The 21,271-nt window shown below is 65.7% G+C and carries 19 protein-coding genes; 7 read left to right on the plus strand and 12 right to left on the minus strand.

Annotated features, from left to right (window positions below; genetic code table 11):
• The first annotated feature begins 307 nt into the window (after positions 1-307).
• Together AADZ90_RS17385 and AADZ90_RS17390 are read left to right on the plus strand one after the other, a co-directional pair.
• Positions 308-1,648 (plus strand): MATE family efflux transporter, encoded by a 1,341-nt coding sequence (locus AADZ90_RS17385; protein ID WP_367311140.1) that lies wholly within the window; start codon positions 308-310, stop codon positions 1,646-1,648.
• The gene (locus AADZ90_RS17390; protein ID WP_367311139.1) at positions 1,645-2,532 is read left to right on the plus strand and encodes a hypothetical protein; all 888 of its coding nucleotides are present in this window, start codon (positions 1,645-1,647) and stop codon (positions 2,530-2,532) included. Before AADZ90_RS17385 ends, AADZ90_RS17390 begins: the two co-directional genes overlap by 4 nt.
• On the opposite strand, the gene AADZ90_RS17395 is transcribed toward AADZ90_RS17390, so the two are convergent.
• The 4 genes from AADZ90_RS17395 to AADZ90_RS17410 all read right to left on the minus strand — a co-directional run bounded on the left by AADZ90_RS17395 (position 2,525) and on the right by AADZ90_RS17410 (position 5,636).
• Positions 2,525-3,298, minus strand: coding sequence for a crotonase/enoyl-CoA hydratase family protein (locus tag AADZ90_RS17395; protein ID WP_367311138.1), 774 nt, complete (start codon positions 3,296-3,298; stop codon positions 2,525-2,527). The two genes, AADZ90_RS17390 and AADZ90_RS17395, sit on opposite strands and share 8 nt — an antisense overlap.
• A gap of 12 nt (positions 3,299-3,310) precedes the next feature.
• A complete protein-coding gene (locus tag AADZ90_RS17400; protein WP_367311137.1) occupies positions 3,311-4,186 on the minus strand; it encodes a hydroxymethylglutaryl-CoA lyase in 876 nt (291 codons plus the stop codon).
• 117 nt (positions 4,187-4,303) lie between these two features.
• Entirely contained in the window at positions 4,304-4,954 is a 651-nt protein-coding gene (locus tag AADZ90_RS17405) for a glutathione S-transferase family protein (RefSeq protein ID WP_367311264.1), read from the minus strand.
• A gap of 289 nt (positions 4,955-5,243) precedes the next feature.
• Positions 5,244-5,636, minus strand: a complete 393-nt coding sequence (locus AADZ90_RS17410) for a c-type cytochrome (RefSeq protein ID WP_367311136.1) — start codon at positions 5,634-5,636, stop codon at positions 5,244-5,246.
• A 78-nt stretch (positions 5,637-5,714) separates the two neighbouring features.
• Between AADZ90_RS17410 and AADZ90_RS17415 the strand changes: the two genes are divergently transcribed.
• Positions 5,715-6,152: a DMT family transporter gene (locus AADZ90_RS17415; RefSeq protein WP_367311135.1), complete on the plus strand. Its 438-nt coding sequence runs from the start codon at positions 5,715-5,717 to the stop codon at positions 6,150-6,152.
• Here the strand turns inward: AADZ90_RS17415 and AADZ90_RS17420 are convergent.
• The 3 genes from AADZ90_RS17420 to proS form a co-directional block, all read right to left on the minus strand.
• A complete protein-coding gene (locus AADZ90_RS17420) occupies positions 6,149-6,829 on the minus strand; it encodes an ABC transporter ATP-binding protein (protein ID WP_367311134.1) in 681 nt (226 codons plus the stop codon). The two genes, AADZ90_RS17415 and AADZ90_RS17420, sit on opposite strands and share 4 nt — an antisense overlap.
• Positions 6,822-8,144, minus strand: a complete 1,323-nt coding sequence (locus AADZ90_RS17425) for an FtsX-like permease family protein (RefSeq protein WP_367311133.1) — start codon at positions 8,142-8,144, stop codon at positions 6,822-6,824. The genes AADZ90_RS17420 and AADZ90_RS17425 overlap by 8 nt, the downstream gene beginning before the upstream one ends.
• Before the next feature lie 64 nt (positions 8,145-8,208).
• Positions 8,209-9,546, minus strand: coding sequence for a proline--tRNA ligase (gene proS / locus AADZ90_RS17430; RefSeq protein WP_367311132.1), 1,338 nt, complete (start codon positions 9,544-9,546; stop codon positions 8,209-8,211).
• Positions 9,547-9,679: 133 nt separating this feature from the next.
• On the opposite strand from proS, the gene AADZ90_RS17435 reads away from it, so the two are divergent.
• Genes AADZ90_RS17435 through AADZ90_RS17450 form a run of 4 tightly spaced genes read left to right on the plus strand, consistent with a single transcriptional unit; the run spans position 9,680 to position 15,241 of the window.
• Complete coding sequence (locus AADZ90_RS17435) at positions 9,680-10,804, plus strand: AI-2E family transporter (RefSeq protein WP_367311131.1); 1,125 nt, start codon at positions 9,680-9,682, stop codon at positions 10,802-10,804.
• A 3-nt stretch (positions 10,805-10,807) separates the two neighbouring features.
• Complete coding sequence (locus AADZ90_RS17440) at positions 10,808-11,482, plus strand: HdaA/DnaA family protein (protein ID WP_367311130.1); 675 nt, start codon at positions 10,808-10,810, stop codon at positions 11,480-11,482.
• 55 nt (positions 11,483-11,537) lie between these two features.
• Complete coding sequence (locus AADZ90_RS17445) at positions 11,538-13,712, plus strand: RNA degradosome polyphosphate kinase (protein ID WP_367311263.1); 2,175 nt, start codon at positions 11,538-11,540, stop codon at positions 13,710-13,712.
• The gene (locus AADZ90_RS17450; RefSeq protein WP_367311129.1) at positions 13,709-15,241 is read left to right on the plus strand and encodes a Ppx/GppA family phosphatase; all 1,533 of its coding nucleotides are present in this window, start codon (positions 13,709-13,711) and stop codon (positions 15,239-15,241) included. Before AADZ90_RS17445 ends, AADZ90_RS17450 begins: the two co-directional genes overlap by 4 nt.
• A 107-nt stretch (positions 15,242-15,348) precedes the next feature.
• Here AADZ90_RS17450 and AADZ90_RS17455 read toward each other — a convergent pair whose 3' ends face one another.
• The 5 genes from AADZ90_RS17455 to dnaG form a co-directional block, all read right to left on the minus strand.
• Positions 15,349-15,840: a hypothetical protein gene (locus AADZ90_RS17455; RefSeq protein WP_367311128.1), complete on the minus strand. Its 492-nt coding sequence runs from the start codon at positions 15,838-15,840 to the stop codon at positions 15,349-15,351.
• A gap of 92 nt (positions 15,841-15,932) precedes the next feature.
• Positions 15,933-16,448 carry a hypothetical protein gene (locus AADZ90_RS17460; protein ID WP_367311127.1) on the minus strand — a complete coding sequence of 172 codons (516 nt, stop codon included), beginning with the start codon at positions 16,446-16,448 and terminating at the stop codon, positions 15,933-15,935.
• Between the two features lie 6 nt (positions 16,449-16,454).
• Positions 16,455-16,835 (minus strand): hypothetical protein, encoded by a 381-nt coding sequence (locus AADZ90_RS17465; protein ID WP_367311126.1) that lies wholly within the window; start codon positions 16,833-16,835, stop codon positions 16,455-16,457.
• A gap of 2 nt (positions 16,836-16,837) precedes the next feature.
• Complete coding sequence (gene rpoD, locus AADZ90_RS17470) at positions 16,838-18,823, minus strand: RNA polymerase sigma factor RpoD (protein ID WP_367311125.1); 1,986 nt, start codon at positions 18,821-18,823, stop codon at positions 16,838-16,840.
• Between the two features lie 461 nt (positions 18,824-19,284).
• Positions 19,285-21,207: a DNA primase gene (gene dnaG, locus AADZ90_RS17475; RefSeq protein ID WP_367311124.1), complete on the minus strand. Its 1,923-nt coding sequence runs from the start codon at positions 21,205-21,207 to the stop codon at positions 19,285-19,287.
• Between the last annotated feature and the right edge of the window lie 64 nt (positions 21,208-21,271).

Here is a 21,271-nt window from a genome sequence, read left to right on the forward strand (position 1 = left end):
AGCCGCCATCGGACGTCATCCCTGGGCGTAAACAGGGGGCATGACTTCATCGTCCTACTAAGGTGATCCCAATCACCGACCCGTAAGCCCCTACCTATCCCACCCTTACCATCCCGTGAACAAGCCCCACCGCGCGCAGTGTTAACCCCGGCATTCCGCGCGGAGCCCTCCGACCGAATGCCGACGTGATGCCAACCAACTGCCGACCCGCCAAATCCCCTTGTTTCCCTGCCTTAACCTTCGATTCGCACGGACCCGGCGCTTCACACCATTGCGGCCGCCGCAACGCCCCCCTAGCGTCGCCGCCATGACAGCGCCCAGCCCGACCGCCAGCGCCGAGGAGGGTCCGATCTCCAACCGCCGCGTCCTCAAGATCGCGCTGCCCATCGTCCTGTCGAACGCCACCATCCCGATCCTCGGCCTCGTCGATACCGGCGTCGTCGGCCAGATCGGCACGGCAGAGCCCATCGCCGCCGTCGGCGTGGGCGCCGCCATGATCACCGCGATCTACTGGGTCTTCGGCTTCCTCAGGATGGGGACCGTCGGCCTCGTCGGCCAGGCCCTCGGCGCGAACGACAGGGACGAGGTCTCACTCCTTCTGACCCGCGCCCTCCTGATCGCGGGTGCTGCCGGTATCACCCTGATCCTGCTGCAAATTCCCGTCATCTGGGGTGCCCTCAGGATCTCCCCCTCGCCTTCGGACGTCGAAGACCTCGCCCACACTTACATGGCGATCCGCATCTGGTCCGCGCCTGCCGCCATCGCGCTTTACGGCGTCACCGGCTGGCTGATCGCGCAGGAGCGCACCCGCGCCGTCCTCGTCCTCCAGCTCTGGATGAACGGGCTGAACATCGTCCTCAGCCTCGCCTTCGTCCTCGGCCTGAACTGGGGCATCGGCGGCGTGGCCTTTGCCACCTTCCTTGCCGAATACAGCGGCCTCGCCCTCGGCCTCTGGCTCTGCCGCGACGCCTTCCGCAATCCGGTCTGGCGCGCCCGCCTGCGCGTCCTTGACCCGGACAAGCTCCGCCACATGGCGCTCGTCAACCGCGACATCCTGATCCGCTCGCTCCTCCTCCAGGCGATCTTCCTCAGCTTCATCCTGCTCGGCGGCCATTTCGGCGCCACGCCCCAGGCGGCCAACCAGATTCTGGTTCAATTCCTGTACGTTACGGCCTACGCCCTAGACGGCTTCGCCTTCGCGGCAGAGGCGATCGTCGCCCGCGCCATGGGCGCGAAACGTCCCGTGGCGCTCCGCCGTGGCGCCCTCCTCACCTCGGCCTGGGGCACCGCCATCGGCGCCGCGCTCACCCTCACCTTCTGGATCGCCGGCCCCGCCATCATCGACATCATGGCCAAGTCTCCCGAGGTCCAACAAGCCGCCCGCACCTACCTCCCCTGGATGATCGCAGCCCCCCTTCTGGGCGTCGCGTCCTGGATGCTCGACGGCATCTTCATCGGCGCCACCCGCTCCCGCGACATGCGCAACATGATGGTCCTTTCCGCCGCGATCTACTTCGCCGCCCTCTGGCCCCTGATGGCGCTCTACGGCAATCACGGCCTCTGGATCGCGCTGCTCCTCAGCTTCATCGCCCGTGGCATCACCTTGGGCGCCCGTTACCCCGCCCTGGAACGGGCCGCAGCGGGATGACCCCAGCCGACTGGCCCTCCCTTCAGCCGCAAATCGCCCTCGCCCAACGCCTCGGCCCGCCCCACGAAGCCGCCCTAACCGCTTGGCTTGCCGAGCAAGACACCCGCCGCACCGACCCCGCCTTCGCGCGCCTCTTCAGCGACCATATCAGCCTCCCCGGCATCGCCCCCGGGGACTACGCGCACCGCCTTGTCCGCAGCCGCCACGGCAACCTGCTCGGTGGCATCCGCTTCTACGGCCAGGATATCTCGCGCCCCTTCGTCGAAATCGTCGCCCACAGCTTTCCCGACCTCCCCTCCCTCGCCGCCTGCGTCGCCACTGAATGGAGCCCCTTCGCCCCCACCGACCTGCGCCTCCTGACAGCCGAGCCTCTCCCGCCCCCGGCCCGCACCGACATGACGATCCACGCCGCCCCCTGCGGCCAGATGAGCCCACCCGATGGCCGCGTCCGCCTTACCATCCCGGACTCGCCCGATCTCGCGATAAGCCTTGTAAAACAACGTTATACAGATCTGGCCGAAACAGACCCCACCCTCGCCGCCAACCTCCAACCGGCCAACCCCGAAGACCTCCGCGACTGGCACGCCGCAGGCGCCCTTCGCCTGATCTTGGTGGATAACCAGCCGGTCGGTTGCCTAATTATCACCGACGGCGCCGTCGCCTGGCTCAACGGAGACGAGGTCATGGAGGAAGTCATCGCGACCCACGCCACCGGCCAAAGCTACGCCGCCTCCGCCCAGATGGCCTGGGCCGCCGAACCCGGCCGAGCCCCCACGCGTCTCCTCACCGGCACGATCGACACGGCCAACCCGGCCTCCCGCCACAGCGCTCAGAAGGCGGGCCGCCCCGTCGTCCTCCGCTACGTCTTCGTCCCGCTCAGCTGACCCAATCCGCCTTGCGCTTTGCGAAGAACGCCCCGGTGCCTTCCTCGGCCTCGGTACTCTCCCACCGGGCCACCAGCGCCTCGATCGACCGCGCCACATCGTCCTCGCCCCCGAAGGACGCCAGCAAGGCCTTCGCCTCCGCCACCGCCCCCGGCGCCGCGGCGAGATATGGCGCGACCTCCTCCTCGACCGCCGCGTCCAGATCGCCCTCCGCTACCGCCCGGCGCAATAACCCCAAAGTCACCGCCTCCTCGGCCCCGAAGAGCCGACCCGAGAAAAACACACGCCGCGCCAAGGACTTGCCGATCCGCGCCGCCACATAGGGCCCGATCGTCGCCGGGATCAGCCCCAGCCGCACCTCGGTCAGCCCGAACCTTGCCCCCTCGACGGCCACGGCGACATCACAGACCGAGATCAACCCGACCCCGCCGCCGAATGCATCCCCCTGAACGCGCCCGATCACCGGCTTCGGCACCCGGTCCCACGCGCCCAGCATCTCGGCCAGCTTCCGCGCCTCCGACGCGCGTTGCGCGCCATCCGCCGCCATCTGCTCCCGCATCCAGCCGAGGTCGCCCCCCGCGCAGAACGACCGCCCCGCCCCGGTCAGAACCACCACACGCACGCCCTCATCCGCGCCCAACTCCTCCGCCGCCGCCCGCAGCTCCGCGATCATCCCGGCCGACATCGCGTTATGCTTCTCCGGCCGCGACAGAGTCACGGTCGCCACGCCGCGCGCGTCACGCGAAATCCCTACAGTCTCACCCATCCCAGCCCCTCCTCAGGCCACCACGCCCATCTTGATCCGCCGGGCCAAAGCCGCGGCCTCGGCCAACAGATCCTCATCGACCCCCGTCTCGAACCCCAACTCCGCCAGCCGCGCCACGACCGCCTCGGTCGCCACGTTCCCCGGCGCCCCCGGCGCGTAAGGGCACCCCCCAAGGCCGCCGACCGCCGCGTCGAAGACCCGCAGGCCCGCCTCCAGCGACACCTCGATATTGGCCAAAGCCCGCCCACCGGTATCATGGAAATGCCCCGCCAAGACCTCCGCAGGCGCCACGTCCAACACCGCCTCCAGCATCGCGCCAACCGTCTCGGGCACCCCCGCCCCGATCGTGTCCCCCAGCGATACCTCCATCGGTGCAAGCTCTCTCAACCGCTCCACCACCGACGCGACCTGCCCCGGCGCCACGTCCCCGTCAAACGGGCAGCGCACCACGCAAGAGACATAACCCCGCACCGGCACGCCAACCTCCACAGCCCGCGCCACGACGTCGCCCACCCGCTCGAAACTCTCGTCGATCGAGGCGTTCAGGTTCGCCCGGCTGAACCCCTCCGTCGCCGAGACAAACACCGCGATCTCCCCGTCGAACCCCTCCGGCACAGCCGCCAGATACCGCTCGAAGCCCGTCACATTCGGCACCAGCAACCCATAGCGCAGCCCGGCGACCCGGGGCACCGCCGCCACGATCTCGTCGGTCCCGGCCATCTGCGGCACCCATTTCGGGCTCACGAAGCTGCCGATCTCGATCCGGTCCAGCCCCGTCGCCGCCAGCGCCTCGATCAGCGCCAGCTTCTCGGCCACCGGGATCGCGCGCGCTTCGTTCTGCAGCCCGTCCCGCGGCCCCACCTCATAGATCCTCACCCGGTCTGCCATACCGCCCCGCCTTAACCTTCCGCGCGATTAACCTTAATGCCCCCCGGAGAGGAAACCCCACCCTTCATCTGGCCCCAAATACTCCCGCCGGAGGCGTCCAACAGCCCAGCCAGGCGCTCAGCCCTCCCAGGCCGGATAGAACGGCTCCGGATAAAGCCGCGCCTCCCCCGGCAGGCTCGCCTGGAACCCCGGCCGCTCCTCGATCCGCCCGTACCAGCGGGCCATCTCCGGCCGCTCGCCGATCCGCGTGAAGTGCCGCGCCATGTAAACCGCCTGCCCCACCGAAACGTCCGCCGCCGAAAACCCGCCGTCCAGCAACCACTCCCGCCCGGCCAGCCGCGCCTCGATCGCGTCGTAGCACTTGCCGATCCGTGCGGCCTCGATCTTCATCACGACGGGCGACCGCATGGCGTCGTCATAAAGCACGACATGCTGCTGGGTCAGCGTCGCCGCATGCTGGCTCACCGTTTCGGCGAAATGCACCCAGACCAGCCAGTCCCGCCGCTCCGGATCCCCGGGCAACCGCCCCAGCCCGGCCTCGGGGAACCGCTCGCACAGATATTCGGTAATCGCCCCGGTCTCGACCATCACGTCGCCGTCGATCTCCAGCGCCGGCACCCGCCCCGCCGGGCTGATCGCCAGGAACTCCGCGGCCCGCAGGGTCTTGTCGAAAGGCCGCTCCACCACCTCGAACGGCACATCCAACTCGTGCAGCAGCCACAGCGTCCGCATCGAGCGGGTCTGCGGACAATGATGCAGCCGGATCACGTCCCCCATCGCATCGCCCACATCGAAAACCGCTCCGCAAAACTCTCTCTGCGGGCACACTAGAACAGCCCCATCACCAAAGCCAAGGCAACGGGGGCAGATCGACAAGTTACGGCCTATGGGTCCGCAGGCACCGATAAGCGACGAACGATGGATCAGCCGACCCATCGTCCACGACCTATGGGTCGAACGGGCCGATGTCCCTTGTTTTCAAAGGCCTGGCCCGATCCGGCCACAAAGCATGTCCGACAGATAGCCGACGGTATGCCGACCGGATGCCGCAGCCCCGCTATTCGACCTGAACGCTCTCCAGCCAGGCCACCAGATCGAGCATTCCCTGTTGCGTCACAAGGGGTTGGCCCGAAGGCAGCTTCATCGTCGCGGGCTCCCCCTCGAAGAGCATCCCGAAGGCGGGCATCACCCCCGAATGCACCGGCTCCGGATCGCGCCCGTCGATCTGGCGAAGCACGCTAACCGTCGGAAATTCCCCGCCATTTTCCACCGCAAGCTGCGTCAGGTCGGGTGGCACCACGGTCAGGATCTCCGCCATCGGGCCATTGCCCTCGGCATTGTCCCCATGACAACTTGCACAGAACACAAAGAACGTCCGCCCCCCTTCCTCGATGTCCTGTCCAAGGGCGGGGCTCGCCAGAAAAATAAGTGAAATCAGCAGGTTTCGCATGATTGTGCCTCCTTGCGCCCACCCTAGCAGCCCCGATACAACCCCGATTTGATCCCAATCAAACCTTCGAGCCAATCCATGCAAAACGCCCTTATCATGCTCGCCGCGGGCCTCGGCATCCCCATTCTCGCCGCGCTCAACGCCCGCCTCGGCACGCTCATCGGCTCCCCCTCGGCGGCGGCACTGATCCTCTTCACCGTAGCGCTTCTGGCCACCGCCGCGGCGACGTTTGTCACCGGCCCGCAGGCCCTCGCCAAGGCGCTGTCCCAGCCGCCGCACCTTTTCCTCGCAGGGCTTCTCGTTGCCTTCTACGTGCTGTCCATCACCTATGTCGCGCCGACCTTCGGCGTTGGAAATGCTGTCTTTTTCGTGCTTCTCGGCCAGCTTGTCTCGGCTGCGATCATCGACCATTTCGGCCTCTTCGGCGCCCGCCCGGCCGAGATTTCGCCGATCCGCCTGGCGGGCATCGCCGTCATGGCCATCGGCGTCACGCTCACCCAATTGGCAGGCCGCTAGGCCGGCACGATCCGCCCGCCATCCAGCCGCACGACCCGGTCCATCCGGTGGGCCAGCTCCAGGTTGTGCGTGGCGATCACCGCGGCCAGCCCGGTTTCGCGCACCAGCCCCATCAGCGCCCCGAACACCACATCCGACGTTGCGGGGTCCAGGTTTCCCGTCGGCTCGTCCGCCAGAAGCAATTTCGGCTTGTTCGCCAAGGCCCTGCAGAAGGCCACCCGCTGCTGTTCCCCGCCCGAGAGTTGCGCGGGACGGTGCCCGGCACGCGCCGTTAACCCGACCTTAGCCAACAGCTCCGATGCTCTCTCCTCAGCCGCACCTTTCGCGACGCCGTTCGCAAGCTGCGGCAACACGATGTTCTCAAGCGCCGTGAATTCCGGAAGGAGATGGTGAAACTGATAGATAAAGCCGACATGCTCGCGCCGTAGCGCCGTGCGCCGCCGGTCCGAAAGGCCCGCGACCGCCTCGCCCGCAATCGCGATCCGCCCGCCCGTCGGCGTATCAAGCAGCCCGGCGATGTGCAGCAGCGTCGACTTACCGGCGCCGGAGGGCGCGATGAGCCCAACAACCTCGCCCGAGGAAATGGTCAGCTCCGCACCGGACAAGACATTGATCTCGTTCGGTTTTCCCGCGTTATAGGTCTTCTCGACAGCTTCCAGCCGCAACGCCTCACTCATAGCGCAGCGCCTCGACCGGGTTCATCCGCGCCGCCCGCCGGGCCGGGAAATAGGTGATCGTCCAGCTCAGCCCCAGCGACAGGACGACGGCGGACAGCACGTCGTTCAACTGCAACTCCGCCGGCAGATCATAGATCCCCCGGATCGACGGATCCCAGATCCCGCCCCCCATGACGAAATTCACGAAGGAGAAGATCGGGTCGATATAGATCGCGAAGAGACATCCCAGGATCACCCCGCACAACGTCCCGATCGTCCCGATGCTCGCCCCGCAAAGGAAGAACACCCGCAGGACCGATCCTTCCGATAGCCCGATCGTGCGCAAGATCCCGATATCCCGCCCCTTGTTCTTCACCAGCATGATCAGCCCCGAGACGATGTTCATCGACGCGATCAGAACGAGGATCGAGAGGATGACGAACATCACGTTGTCCTCGACCTCGAGCGCCCTGAGATACGCCCCTTCGTTATCCTTCCAGGAATAGAGCCAGTAGAGCCCCCCCGCCGCGTCATAGACCGGCGTGATCCACTGCTCGACCCCCTCGGGATCGGCCACGAAGATCTCGATCGCATCCACCTGTCCAGGCCGGTTGAAATAGCCCTGCGCCTCGGCCAAGGGCATGTAAATACGGGTATTATCAGTCAGAACCCGGCCCGTCTGGAAGATGTAGACGACGTCATAACTCTCGCTTCGGGTCGACTGACCCGCCGCCGTCTGCGCCCCGGTCCGCGACAGCAGCGTCACCCGGTCGCCCACACTGACGCCCAACGACCGCGCCATGCCCCAGCCCAGCGCCAAGCCCTCGCCGAAATCGGCGATGTTCCCCTCGCTCATCCGCGGTGCGGCGATCAGCGGGATATTCCCGAAATCCTCCGCCGAGATCCCATAGACCTGCGCGAAGCTCTGCGCCTGCCCCGCCGTCGCCAGCGCCTCGCCCCGCACGACCCCCGCGGCCCGGTCGATGCCCTCGACCGCCGCGATCCGCGCCGCCATCTCCTCGTAATCGGATAATGTCGTGACCCGTCGCGTGATCTCGACCGGATCGGCACCCTCGGGCACCGGGACCGTCACCGTCTCCATCCGGTCCTCGCGCAGCGTCAGGTGCGCGGTCGACCCGATGATCGTCTCCACGAATTCCGTGCGAAATCCGGACCTTACGGCGAGCGTCGCGATCAGCGCAAAGACGGCCAGCGTGATCCCGATCAGCGAGATCCACGTCATCACCGACACCCCGCCCTCGGCCCGCTTGGCGCGGACATAGCGCCAGGCGATCATCCATTCGAAGGCGGCGAAAGGGGCGGTCCGTCCGGCCAAAGTCCTGTCCTGTCCTGCTCGCGCGGGGTGTCTCCTCCGCCTTGTGCCGCGAAGTGTCGCCCGTTTAGCGCCCGGCGTAAATCCCCGCGACCTTCTCCAACGCGGCCTCGGGCGGCAGCTCCTCGCTTTCACCCGTCCGGCGCGAGGTCAGCTCGACCACGCCGTTCTTCAGCCCCCGCGGGCCGACGGTGATCCGCCAGGGCAGCCCGATCAGGTCCATCGTCGCGAATTTCGCCCCCGCCCGCTCGTCCCGGTCGTCGTAAAGCGGCTCCAGCCCCAGCGCCGTCAGCCCGTCATAAAGCCCCTCGCACGCCCCGTCAGCCTCCGCATCGCCCTGCTTGAGGTTGACGATCCCGCAATGGAACGGCGTCACCCCCTCTGGCCAGATGATCCCGTTCTCGTCATGGCTCGCCTCGATGATCGCACCGACCAGCCGCGACACCCCGATCCCGTGAGAGCCCATATGCACCGGCACGGGCTTGCCGTCCGGCCCCTGCACATGCGCCCCCATCGGCTCGGAATACTTGGTGCCGAAATAGAAGATCTGCCCAACCTCGATCCCCCGGGCGCTCCGCCGCCGCTCCTCGGGCACCTGACCGAACAGCGCCTCGTCGTGGGTCTCGTCTGTCCGGGCGTAGCGCGTTGTGAACTCGTCGAGGATCGACTGGCACTGGGCCACATCGTCATAGTCGATCTCCCGGTCACCGAAGGTCAGGTCGGTCACCGCACTGTCGTAGAACACCTCCGACTCGCCCGTTTCGGCCAACACCAGGAATTCATGGGTATAATCCCCGCCGATCGGCCCGCCATCGGCCCGCATCGGGATCGCCTGCAGGCCCATCCGCTCGTAGGTGCGCAGATAGCTCACCAGATGCCGGTTATAGGCGTGCAGCGCATCGTCCTTCGTCAGGTCGAAGTTATAGCCGTCCTTCATATAGAATTCGCGCCCCCGCATCACGCCGAACCGCGGGCGGATCTCGTCCCGGAACTTCCACTGGATATGGTAAAGCGTCAGCGGCAGCTCCTTGTAGCTGCTGACATGGGACCGGAAGATGTCGGTGATCATCTCCTCATTTGTCGGCCCATACAGCATCTTCCGCCCTTGCCGGTCGGTGATCCGCAGCATCTCGGGCCCATAGGAGTTGTCGCGCCCCGATTCCTGCCAAAGCTCCCCCGGCTGCACCGTCGGCATCAGCATCGGGATATGGCCCGCCCGCTGCTGCTCTTCGTGGACGATCCGCTCGATATTCTTGAGCACCTTCCAGCCCAGCGGCAGCCACGAATAGATCCCCGCCGCCTGCTGTTTGACCATCCCGGCCCGCAGCATCAGCCGATGGCTGGCGATCTGCGCATCGGCGGGCGTCTCCTTCAGGACGGGCAGGAAATAGCGGGTCAGACGCATGGCGCGGATCTTTCAGGCAAACTCACGTTCCGCCCGCTCTAGCCTTGCCACACCGTGCAAGCAAGAGAGGCCCGCCCTTGAACCGGGGCCAGCCATAGGCAATGTGGAGAGAACCGCGCGCGAAGGAGGCCACATGGCGTTACCCGTTCACAGGCAAGCCCAGTACTGGGGTCTCGCCACACTCGTCTTCTTCGTCATTCTCTACCTGCTGGGCGATGTGATCCTTCCCTTCGTCCTTGGCGGCGCGATCGCCTACCTTCTGGATCCGGTGGCCGACCGCCTGGAGAGGATGGGCCTCAGCCGTGCGCTCGCCACGGCGCTGATCACGGTGGTCGGCATCCTCGTCTTCGTCCTTCTGACGCTCCTCATCATCCCGACGCTGGTCCGGCAGACGACCGCGCTGATCCAGGCCATCCCGCAGATCCTCGGCAATCTCGAAGCCTGGATGACCCAGCGCTTCCCCTCGATGATGTCCGAAAACGGCGTCGTCCGCGAACAGCTCGCCGCGATAGGAGAGCTGATCCGCTCCCGCGGGAACGAGCTTCTGCAAGGCGTCCTGACCTCGGCCCGGGGCCTTCTGAACATCATCGTGCTGATCGTCATCGTGCCGGTCGTCTCGGTCTATCTGCTCCTCGACTGGGACCGCATGGTGGCCGAGGTCGACAAGCTCCTGCCGCGCGACCATGCCCCGGTGATCCGCCGGCTGGCCAAGGAAATCGACGACACGCTCGCCGGCTTCCTGCGCGGCCAGGGCACCGTCTGCCTGATCCTCGGCATCTATTACGCCGTGCTCCTGATGATCGTGGGCCTCAACTACGGCCTTGTCGTGGGCTTCATCGCAGGCCTGATCAGCTTCATTCCGTATGTTGGCGCCATTGTCGGCGGGGCACTGGCCATCGGCCTCGCCCTTTTCCAGTTCTGGGGCGAATGGTGGTGGATCGTCGCCGTCTACGCGATCTTCCAGTCCGGCCAGATGATCGAGGGCAACATCCTGACGCCCAAGCTCGTGGGCGACAGCGTCGGCCTCCACCCGGTCTGGCTGATCTTCGCGCTGTCCGTCTTCGGCACGCTCTTCGGCTTTGTCGGCATGTTGGTCGCCGTACCGGTGGCGGCAATGCTTGGGGTGGTCGCCCGCTTCGCAATCGAGCAATATCAGCAAAGCCGCCTCTACTGGGGCCTCTCGGAACGGGAAACGCTCGACACGGCCGAGGCCGATCCCGACGCCGCAGTACCCGAACCCGCCGAGGAGAATGCCTGAGACATGGCACACCAACTGGTCTTTCCCCTACCCGCCCATGTGGCGCTCGGTGCGGAAGACTTCTTCGTGTCAAAGGCCAACGAGGCCGCCTATACCACCGTTCTCGACCGCGCGCGCTGGCCCGACCGACGCCTCGTCCTGACAGGGCCGGAGGCGTCTGGCAAAAGCCACCTCGTCCGTATCCTTTCCCGTCAGGCGGGGGCAGAGGTGATGCCCTCCCAGACCCTCTCCCGGCTAGCTCGGCCGCCGCAAACCCCGCTTGTCGTGATCGAGGACGCCGACCGGATCGGCACGCCAGAGGCGGAAGAGGCGCTTTTCCACCTCCACAATCACCTCGCCAGTACCGGCGGCAAACTTCTTCTCACCGCCCGCACAGCGCCCGCCCGCTGGCCGCTCACGCTGCCCGACCTCGCCAGCCGGATGCAGGCCATCACGCCCGTCACCATCGACGCCCCCGACGATGCACTCCTGCGCGTCCTGCTGGCCAAGCATTTCACCGACCGCCAGCTGAACCCGCCCCCCGACGTCATCGAAAAGCTGGCGACCCGGATCGACCGCTCCTTCGCCGCCGCCGCCCGCATTGTCGCCCACCTCGACCAACAGGCGCTCGCCCAGCAGCGCCAGATCACCTGGCCCTTCGCCCGCACCGTTCTGGAAGGAACCGAAGATGCCCTCTGAGGCCGCAACCGACCCGCGTCACGACCCTGTCACGCAGGACAGCCAGAACGCGCCCATGACCTATGCCGACTTCCTCAAGGCCGACTTCCCGCCCGTCGTTTCGCTCAACGCCGACCTCACCGGCCCCTCCCGCTTCGTCAACCGCGAACTCTCTTGGCTCGGCTTCAACTGGCGCGTCCTGGAAGAGGCTGAAAACACGCGTGTCCCCCTCCTCGAACGGCTGCGCTTCCTGTCGATCTCGGCCGCCAATCTCGACGAATTCTACACCGTCCGCGTCGCCGGCCTGCGTGAACTCAAGATCTCGGGCAACACCATCCCCGCCGCCGACGGCCTGACGCCCGCCGAACAGCTCATCCTGATCGACAAGGACGCCCGTCAACTCATGGCCAAGCAGCAGACCGTCCTCGACGACCTGCTGGAAGAGATGGAGACGGCGGGCATCTCGGTCTGCACCCCGGACGACCTGACCGACGAAGACCGCACCTTCCTCGCCGACTACTTCATCGAACAGGTTTTTCCCGTCCTCTCGCCGCTGGCCATCGACCCAGCACATCCGTTCCCGTTCCTGCCCAATGCGGGCTTCGCGCTCGCCCTCGAGCTACGCCGCAAGAAGGATAACCAGCCGCTTCGCGCGCTCCTGCCGATCCCCCAGCAGATCCGCCGCTTCGTGCAGCTGCCGTCGGCCGAGGGCCACCGCTTCCTGCCGCTCGAGGATCTGCTTCTGACCCATGTCGACCGGCTCTTCCCCGGCTACAAGACGACCGGCCATTGTGCCTTCCGCGTCCTGCGCGACAGCGACCTGGAACTGGAGGAAGAGGCCGAAGATCTCGTCCGCGAATTCGAGGTCGCGCTGAAGCGCCGCCGCCGCGGCGATGTTGTCCGCATGAAGATCTCTGCCGGGGCCCCCGAGGGCCTGAGAAAGCTGATCATGGAGGAGCTCCACGTCACCGACGACGAAGTGGTCGAGGTGGTGGGCCTGATCGGCGTCGCCGACCTGTCGGAACTCGTCCTCGGCGACCGCCCAGACCTCCTCTGGCCGTCCTTCACGCCGCGCATCCCCGAACGTGTGCAGGACCACGACGGCGACATGTTCGCAGCCGTCCGCCAGAAGGACATGCTGCTTCACCACCCCTACGAGACGTTCGACATGGTCGTCCGCTTCCTTCAGCAGGCGGCGCGCGATCCGAACGTCGTGGCGATCAAGCAAACGCTCTACCGCACCTCGACCCAGTCCCCGATCGTCGAGGCGCTTTGCGAAGCGGCCGAAGATGGCAAGTCGGTCACCGCGCTGGTCGAACTCAAGGCCCGCTTTGACGAGGCCGCTAATATCCGCCAGTCCCGCCGCCTGGAACGCTCCGGCGCCCACGTCGTCTACGGCTTCCTGAACTACAAGACCCACGCGAAGATGAGTGTCGTGGTCCGGCGCGAAGGCGACAAGCTGGTCACCTACAGCCATTTCGGCACCGGCAACTATCACCCGATCACCGCCAAGATCTACACCGACCTCTCGCTTTTCACGACCGATCCCGCGCTTGGCCGCGATGCCCACAAGGTCTTTAACTACCTCTCGGGCTACGCCATGCCCGAGGTGCTCGAGAATCTCTCGATCTCGCCCACCTCGCTGAAGCAGACCCTGCTCGACCGCATCGCCGAAGAAGCCGCGCTGGCGGAAGAGGGAAAACCGGCCGAGATCTGGGCCAAGATGAATTCGCTCATCGAGGCCGACGTGATCGACGCGCTCTATGCCGCCTCCCAGGCGGGCGTGAAGATCAATCTCGTCATCCGCGGCATCTGCGGCCTGCGCCCCGGCGTGAAGGGGCTCAGCGAAAACATCCGCGTCAAATCCGTCGTCGGCCGCTTCCTGGAACACAGCCGCATCGTCTGCTTCGGCGCGGGCCACGGGCTGCCGCACAAGAAGGCCCGCGTCTATATCTCGTCCGCCGACTGGATGGGCCGGAACCTCAACCGCCGGGTCGAAACCCTGGTCGAGGCGACGAACCCGACCGTCAAGGCGCAGATCGTCAGCCAGATCATGGCGGCCAATCTCGCCGACACCGCGCAAAGCTGGGTGATGGACGCAAACGGCAGCTTCACCCGCGCCGCAACCGAAGAAGGGGCTTTCGCGTTCAACTGTCATAGGTTCTTTATGGAGAACCCGTCGCTGTCCGGACGTGGGTCGGCCGGGGCGGCGGATGTGCCCAAACTGACCCATACCGAGGATACGGTGTGAACGAAGTTGTTCCTGATTTCGGCCCCTTCGGCCGCCCCCTTTTCGACAGTCCCGAAGCCCGCGCGCTGGCCCGCGTCGGCGTGGTCGATGTCGGATCCAACTCCGTCCGCCTCGTGGTCTTCGACGGCGCCGCCCGATCGCCCGCCTATTTCTACAACGAAAAGATCATGTGCGCCCTCGGCGCCCACATCTCCGAAACCGGCCGCCTGAACCCCGAAGGCCGCACCCGCGCGCTGTCCGCCATGCGCCGCTTCCGCGCGCTGGCCGACGGGATGGGCATTTCTCCTCTCACCGCCGTCGCCACCGCCGCCGTCCGCGAAGCCGAAGACGGCCCCGATTTCCGCGCCGAGGTCGAGCGCGAGACGGGGATCCGCCTCTGGGTCATCGACGGCACCGAAGAGGCACGGCTCTCCGCCCAGGGCGTCCTCCTCGGCTGGCCCGGCTCCTATGGCCTCGTCTGCGACATCGGCGGCGCCTCGATGGAACTCGCCGAACTCGACGATGGCCGCGTCGGCCGCCGCATGACCTCCCCTCTCGGTCCGCTGCGCATCGAAGACGTCAAAGGCGGCAAGTCCGGCCAGAAGAAGTACATCAAGGACGAAATCGCCAAACTCGCCGACGAAATGGGCTCCACCGGCAAGCGGCTCTTCCTCGTCGGCGGCTCCTGGCGGGCGTTCGCACGGATCGACATGGAACGCCGCGGCTACCCGCTGACCGTCCTGCACGAATACCGCCTCACGGCATCCGCCATCCAGAAGACCGCGAAACTGATCGAGGAAAGCGACCTCGACGAACTCCGCAACCGCTGCGGCATCTCCTCGGCCCGGATGTCCCTCATCCCGCTCGCGGCCCCGGTCCTCAAGCGCCTCGTCCGCGCCTTCCAGCCTCGCGACATCACCATATCCAGCTACGGCATCCGCGAGGGGATGCTCTACGAACAGATGCCCGCCCCCCTCCGCCAGCGTGACCCGCTGATCGAGGCCTGCCGCTTTGCCGAGGCCAAGGATGCCCGCGTCCCCGGCTTCGGCCGCACGCTCTACGCCTTCATCCGCCCGCTCTTCAAATCCGCGCCCGAGGGCAAGCGCCGCCTGATCCGCGCCGCCTGCCTGCTCCACGACGTCAGCTGGCGCGCCCACCCCGATTACCGCCACGAGGTCTGTTTCGACCTGGCGACCCGCGCCAATCTCGGCGGGCTCAAGCATTCCGAACGCATCTGGCTCGGCCTCGCCCTGCTCCACCGCTACAAGTCGAACCGCGACGGCACCCGCTTCGAACATCTCTACGACCTGATCCCCGAAGACGACCAGCGCCAGGCCGAAGCCGTCGGCAAGGCCATGCGCTTTGGCGCCATGCTCTGGCAGACGACCGACGAGCTGATCGGAGAAATGCGCTTCTTCCCCAAGAAAAAGCGCCTCGAGCTGATCCTCACCAAAGAGGCCGCCCCCCTCTTCGGAGAGGTCGCGGAGTCTCGCTTCGCCTCGCTGGCCAGTGTTCTGGAATCGGAAACGGACGTACGCTACCGCGGGTGAGCGCCGAAAGGGAAATCGTCCAGTGGACGATTTCCGGCGTGAACGGGCGAAGCCCCGGCTCTCTGACTAACCTGTTGGCGTCATCCGACGAAGATTAACCGGACGGGTCATCTGCCTGCACACAAGCCCCCGGACGCTCGCCCCTCTTTCCAAACGAATTCCCGGTTGTCCCAGCACTGCCCCGCGTCGACTTTGGCGTCGTAGATAGCACTGCTGAATCCATAGCCCGTAGGCCCCGGATCGCAGTTGAGCTGAGCCACTCGCTCCTCACCGCGACGGACGGAGACACCTCCGAACGGTTCCGTCTCGACCTCCTCGGTCTCATGGTTGGTCTCACGGTGAAACCCACCGAAGACCTCGTAGGCATAGTCGCCACGCCGGAACGTCACGGCCTCCCAGATCGACCGCGATACACCCGGCCAAGGCTCGAACTCCACCTCGCGCACCGGCACCGACATCGCAAGCTCCGGCGGCTGCCCCACCTCGCCGAAGCGATAGGTCACGATGTCGCCCTCAAGACAGACGTCGAGGCTCTTCCGTCCGTCTTCGATTGTGCAGGACACGAAGGCCTCGCTCCCGTCAGGGCAAGCCGAAAGCATGGACGCCACCCCGGACAGACCGACGAGACACAGGACACGCAACCATGCACCCTTGCAAAACGCATTTGGAGAGATCCGGCCAGAGAATAGCATCAATTCATGTCGCAGTCGGACCAAGTCAGTTCGGGATGATTCCAGCACTGACCCGCATCCTGCTTGGCGTTATAGATCGCTTGCGACCACGGAAAATCGACTGACCCCGCATCGCAAGACAGCACAGCCACGTTGATGCCGTCCTGCTCCACAGTCAGCCTACCGCTTGGTTCGGCCAAGTCCTGCTCGTCATCTACCGGTCCACGGGACGCAAGTCCGGCAACGCGGTAGGTCGTATCGCCGTTGTGAAAGCTCAGATCCTCCCCAACCGTCCAACCGGCACCTGACCAGGGCGTGTATCCGACACTCTCAAGCGGCTCGGAAAACTCCAGGTCCGGTGTCTGACCTGTCCGCCCGAAGCGATACGTGGCGCTGCCGCTCTGCACACATGTCTCAACGTACTTCGCGCCACCTTCGAACGTGCAGGACAGGAACGTCTCCGACCCGGCCGGACAGCCGACCGCCCCAGACGCCGAGGCAAACAGAAAAGCGGTTGAGCCGACCAACCGCCGCATCAGAGGCTACCGCGACACCGGCCGCGTGAACCGGCAGACCCCTTCGTAGGACCGCGGCGACGGGCAGCTCAGCTCCTGCTGGGGGAAGCCGATCACCTCGTCGGCGAAATCGATCCGAACGCCACCGGCGGCCCAGCCCCACTCGCCGTCGCCCAGCACTTCCGAGAACGCGTCGCAGCTGCGCCCCAGATAGATCGGCTGCGTCTGGAACGGCTCCAGCGGCGCGCGCAAGGCGCCTGGCTCGGCCAGACGCACCACCGGATCGGCAGGCGTCAGAACGTAGCCGCTGCTGTTACAGGCAAGCTCGTAGGTCCGCCCCTCATCCGTCGTATACCCGGCCGCCGTCGTCCCCAGACCCACGCCAAGAATGATCGCCGCACCCCACATCGTTACTGATCCAGGAACGACCGCAGCTTGCGCGACCGCGACGGATGCTTGAGCTTCCTGAGCGCCTTCGCCTCGATCTGGCGGATCCGCTCGCGCGTCACCGAAAACTGCTGGCCGACCTCTTCCAGCGTGTGGTCCGTGTTCATCCCGATCCCGAATCGCATCCGCAAAACCCTCTCTTCCCGTGGGGTCAGTGATGCCAGAACTCGGGTCGTGGTTTCCTTCAAGTTTTCTTGAATGGCACTGTCGAGCGGCAGGACGGCGTTCTTGTCCTCGATGAAATCGCCAAGCTGGCTGTCTTCCTCGTCGCCGATCGGCGTCTCGAGGCTGATCGGCTCCTTGGCGATCTTCATCACCTTGCGGACCTTCTCCAGCGGCATCTGCAGCTTTTCGGCCAGCTCCTCCGGCGTCGGCTCGCGGCCGATCTCGTGCAGCATCTGGCGACCGGTCCGCACCAGCTTGTTGATCGTCTCGATCATGTGGACCGGGATGCGGATCGTCCGCGCCTGGTCCGCGATCGACCGGGTAATCGCCTGCCGGATCCACCACGTCGCATAGGTCGAAAACTTGTAGCCCCGGCGATACTCGAATTTGTCGACCGCCTTCATCAGGCCGATGTTCCCCTCCTGGATGAGGTCCAGGAACTGCAGGCCCCGGTTGGTATATTTCTTCGCGATCGAGATCACGAGCCGCAGGTTCGCCTCAACCATTTCCTTCTTGGCCTGACGCGCTTCCTTCTCGCCCTTCTGGACCTGCTGAACGATCCGCCGGAACTCGCTGATATCCAGACCGATATACTGGCCGACCTGCGCCATATCACTGCGCAGTTCCTCGATCTTCGGCGTCGACTTCTCGATCAGCGCCTTCCAGCCGCGGCCCGACTTTTCGCCCATCCGGTCAAGCCAGCCGGGATCCAGCTCATGACCGCGATACTCATCGATGAATTCCCGCCGGTTGATCCGCGCCTGGTCCGCCAGTTTCACCATGTTGGAATCGATCGACATGATCCGCCGGTTGATCCCGTAAAGCTGGTCGATCAGCGCCTCGATGCGGTTGTTGTGAAGGTGCAGGGAATTCACCAGCTCCACGATCTCGGACCGCAGCGTCTGATAGGTCGTCTCGTCCTTGTCCGAGAACGAGGAATCCTTGTTCAGCGTGGCCGAGATCCGCGCGTCCTGCATGTCGCTCAGCATCGCGAAGTCCTGGGCGATCCGCTCCAGCGTCTCCAGCACTTGCGGCTTCAGCGCGGCTTCCATGGCAGCAAGCGACATGTTCGCCTGCTCATCCTCGTCGTCGTCATCGTCCTTGGCGATGGGGTTGCCGTCGGCATCCAGCTCCGGCCCGTCGTCGGAGCTTTCCTCGCTGCTGGGCGACGCAGCTGCGGTATCGACGACCGTCTCCTCGCCGTCCTCGCCCATCTGGTTGCCGAACGTGGTCTCCAGATCGATGACGTCGCGCAGCAGAATGTCTTCGGACAGCAATTCGTCGCGCCAGATCGTGATCGCCTGGAAGGTCAGCGGGCTCTCGCAGAGCCCCAGGATCATCGTGTTCCGACCGGCCTCGATCCGCTTTGCGATCGCGATCTCGCCTTCGCGCGACAACAACTCGACCGAGCCCATTTCGCGCAGATACATCCGCACCGGGTCGTCCGTCCGGTCGAGCTTCTCCTGCTCGCCCGACGACACGGCGACTTCGCGGTTGCTGGACGTCGTGACAACCTCGGTCGACCCCTTCTGGTCCTCGCCCTCCTCGGCCTCCTCGTCCTCGATGATATTGATGCCCATCTCGCTGAGCATCGACATCACGTCTTCGATCTGTTCGGAATTCACCTGATCCGGCGGCAGAACCTGGTTCAGCTGATCGTAGGTGATGTATCCCTTCTCGCGCGCTTCGGCGATCATCTTCTTGACCGCCGTCTGGCTCATATCGAGCGAGATGTCGGCGTCAGCGTTGTCCGATTTGCTGTCGTCGGTGTCCTTCGCGGCCATCCAAGGCTCCTGTCACTTGATACCCAGCCAGATAGCGCGGCCGGACCATTTCCCAAGGGGCGATTCGCGTTGATTCGATTTCGAACGAATCAACCTGCCCTAAAGCTGATTCGCAAGGCGATCGCCCCACGAAATAAGAACGTGTGGCCTCGTGCCACAATGTAAGCCTCTGCTTTCCCGGATATCGGTGCTTCAAGTCCGCTTGCACGCCGGCTGAAAGACGGGCCGCACCCGGTCACTCCCGCAGGCGACGCGCTCGGCGATGTCACACTCACCTCATACAGCAGTGATGCTTTGAACGGCTCACGTCGACCAGAGATCGCCCCCACCAACCCCGGGGTCGGACTTGGACCTCTTCACACTGCACGGGTCTTACCCGGAACCTCCTGAACACTCATGAACGTCACGTTACTCTCTCCCGGCCCACCGCATATGGGGACCGACCCATAGGACCAAGACACCTACCCCTCACCAGCCTCCCGTCCGATCTGCTTGAGCAGCGCGTCGAACGCCGACCGCTCGTCTTTCTTCATCCGCGCCCCGTTTGGCCCGATCTCGTATTCCGTGCGGTCCTCGTCATCGCCGCTGCCCGCCTTCTCAAGATCGCGGTTCGACCGGACAATCCGCCATGTCAGCACATCGTCGCCGTCATCCGCGGCGCTGATATCCGCCTCGGCCTCCTCGATCTCGCGCTTGTGCCCGCGCCGCGCCTCGAGCTTGGCGAACTCCTCGGCCAGACAAGCTTCCGCAGCCTCCGCCCGCACGGGTGCGACGGCCCACGGCATCACGCGCAGATGGCCCTGCGACAGCAGCCGTTCAAGGGGCTCGCCGATGTCTTTCGCCACGGCATCCCGCAACGTTCCGTCCTCTCCAACCTCCGCCCGCAGGATCGCGTCGCGCAGCGCCCCGTGATCCGGCCGGCTGCACTCCATCCGCTCCACCGCGTCCTCAAAGCTATCCCGCAAATCTGGATGCATGGTTAACGTCGCCAGGATCACCGCTTCCCGCAGCGCCTCCTCCGCATCCGCCGCCACAAGCGCCGAGGCCTTCGTCGCCTGCCGCGCCGTCTCCTCCGTCTTCGCCTTCCAGCCACCGGATCGCGGCTTGCGGAAAAACTGCCACGTCCTGTCCCGGATCTCCGCCTCATAGAACCGCCGGACCGAGGCATCCCTGATCGTCCCGACCCGCTCTTTCAACGCCTGGTCCAGCGCCGCCTTCCGCTCCGGGCTGTCGAAACTCCGCCCCTCCGTCTCGCGCCGCCACAGCAGATCCAAGAGCGGCACCGCCCCGTCGAGCAGCCGCCGCACCTCCCCCGCCTGCCCCGCACGGATCAGGTCATCCGGATCCTGCCCTTCTGGCATCAGCGCGAACCGCAGCGACCGCCCGGCCTCCAGCATCGGCAGCGCCACATCGACAAGCCGCATCGCCGCCCGCAGCCCCGCCATATCCCCGTCCAAGGCGATGATCGGCTCCGGAGCGATCCGCCAGAGCAACTGCAGCTGATCCTCGGTGATCGCCGTTCCCAGCGGCGCCACGGCCCCGTTGAACCCGGCCTCCGACAGCGCGATCACGTCCATATACCCTTCGGCCACGACCAAAGGCTGGCCCTTCCCCGCCGCCTCCCGCGCCCGCTGCTGGTTATAAAGCTGCCGCCCCTTGTCGAAGAGCAGCGTCTCGGGCGAGTTCAGATACTTCGCCCGTGCATCCGCCGCCATCGCGCGGCCCCCGAACGCAATCGCCCGCCCGCGCGCGTCCCGGATCGGAAAGATGATCCGGTCCCGGAACCGGTCATAGGGATCGCCGCCCCGGTCACTCTCCGCCGCGATCCCGGCATCGATCACGTCCCGCGCCGCAACTCCCTTACCGGTCAGCGCCGCAAAGGCCCCGCCCCGCTCGGGCGCGAACCCGATCTCCCACCGCTCCAGACGGCCTTCATCGAAGCCCCGCCCCTCCAGATACCGCCGCGCCTCCTCCGCCGCGCCAGTCTTGAGCTGCAGGCGGAACCACTTCACGGCCTCCTCCATGACAGAGGTCAGCTCCGTCCGCCGATCCGCCTTGGCCTGCGCCTCGGGCGAGGCCTGCGGCACCTCCATCCCCGCTTCCCCCGCAAGGATCTTTACCGCCTCCATGAAGCCGACATTCTCGGTCTCTCTCACGAACGAGAACACGTCCCCCTTCGCGTGACATCCGAAGCAATAATAATAGCCGTCCCGATCCAGCACGTGAAACGAAGCGGTCTTCTCCTGATGGAACGGACACGGTGCCCAATAGTCGCCCTTCCCCTGGTTCGACTTCCGCTGATCCCAGGCCACCTTGCGCCCCACGACCTGAGCCAGGCTCAGCCGGTTGCGCAATTCATCCAGAAATCCGGGGGGCAGACTCATGCCTGTCTTTATCAGCCCACGTCTTCCGTGAGTCGAGGTCATATCAAATGCGATGAGGGCAGCG

Source organism: Aestuariibius violaceus (assembly GCF_040779325.2).
Classification (GTDB): domain Bacteria; phylum Pseudomonadota; class Alphaproteobacteria; order Rhodobacterales; family Rhodobacteraceae; genus Aestuariibius; species Aestuariibius violaceus.

Excerpts from the sequence above, each read along its gene's own strand:
- AADZ90_RS17385 (WP_367311140.1), top strand. The coding sequence starts at position 308 with ATGACAGCGCCCAGCCCGACCGCCAGCGCCGAGGAGGGTCCGATCTCC.
- AADZ90_RS17390 (WP_367311139.1), top strand. The coding sequence starts at position 1,645 with ATGACCCCAGCCGACTGGCCCTCCCTTCAGCCGCAAATCGCCCTCGCC.
- AADZ90_RS17395 (WP_367311138.1), bottom strand. The coding sequence starts at position 3,298 with ATGGGTGAGACTGTAGGGATTTCGCGTGACGCGCGCGGCGTGGCGACC.
- AADZ90_RS17400 (WP_367311137.1), bottom strand. The coding sequence starts at position 4,186 with ATGGCAGACCGGGTGAGGATCTATGAGGTGGGGCCGCGGGACGGGCTG.
- AADZ90_RS17410 (WP_367311136.1), bottom strand. The coding sequence starts at position 5,636 with ATGCGAAACCTGCTGATTTCACTTATTTTTCTGGCGAGCCCCGCCCTT.
- AADZ90_RS17415 (WP_367311135.1), top strand. The coding sequence starts at position 5,715 with ATGCAAAACGCCCTTATCATGCTCGCCGCGGGCCTCGGCATCCCCATT.
- AADZ90_RS17420 (WP_367311134.1), bottom strand. The coding sequence starts at position 6,829 with ATGAGTGAGGCGTTGCGGCTGGAAGCTGTCGAGAAGACCTATAACGCG.
- proS (WP_367311132.1), bottom strand. The coding sequence starts at position 9,546 with ATGCGTCTGACCCGCTATTTCCTGCCCGTCCTGAAGGAGACGCCCGCC.
- AADZ90_RS17435 (WP_367311131.1), top strand. The coding sequence starts at position 9,680 with ATGGCGTTACCCGTTCACAGGCAAGCCCAGTACTGGGGTCTCGCCACA.
- AADZ90_RS17440 (WP_367311130.1), top strand. The coding sequence starts at position 10,808 with ATGGCACACCAACTGGTCTTTCCCCTACCCGCCCATGTGGCGCTCGGT.
- AADZ90_RS17445 (WP_367311263.1), top strand. The coding sequence starts at position 11,538 with ATGACCTATGCCGACTTCCTCAAGGCCGACTTCCCGCCCGTCGTTTCG.
- AADZ90_RS17455 (WP_367311128.1), bottom strand. The coding sequence starts at position 15,840 with ATGCTTTCGGCTTGCCCTGACGGGAGCGAGGCCTTCGTGTCCTGCACA.
- AADZ90_RS17460 (WP_367311127.1), bottom strand. The coding sequence starts at position 16,448 with ATGCGGCGGTTGGTCGGCTCAACCGCTTTTCTGTTTGCCTCGGCGTCT.
- AADZ90_RS17465 (WP_367311126.1), bottom strand. The coding sequence starts at position 16,835 with ATGTGGGGTGCGGCGATCATTCTTGGCGTGGGTCTGGGGACGACGGCG.
- rpoD (WP_367311125.1), bottom strand. The coding sequence starts at position 18,823 with ATGGCCGCGAAGGACACCGACGACAGCAAATCGGACAACGCTGACGCC.
- dnaG (WP_367311124.1), bottom strand. The coding sequence starts at position 21,207 with ATGAGTCTGCCCCCCGGATTTCTGGATGAATTGCGCAACCGGCTGAGC.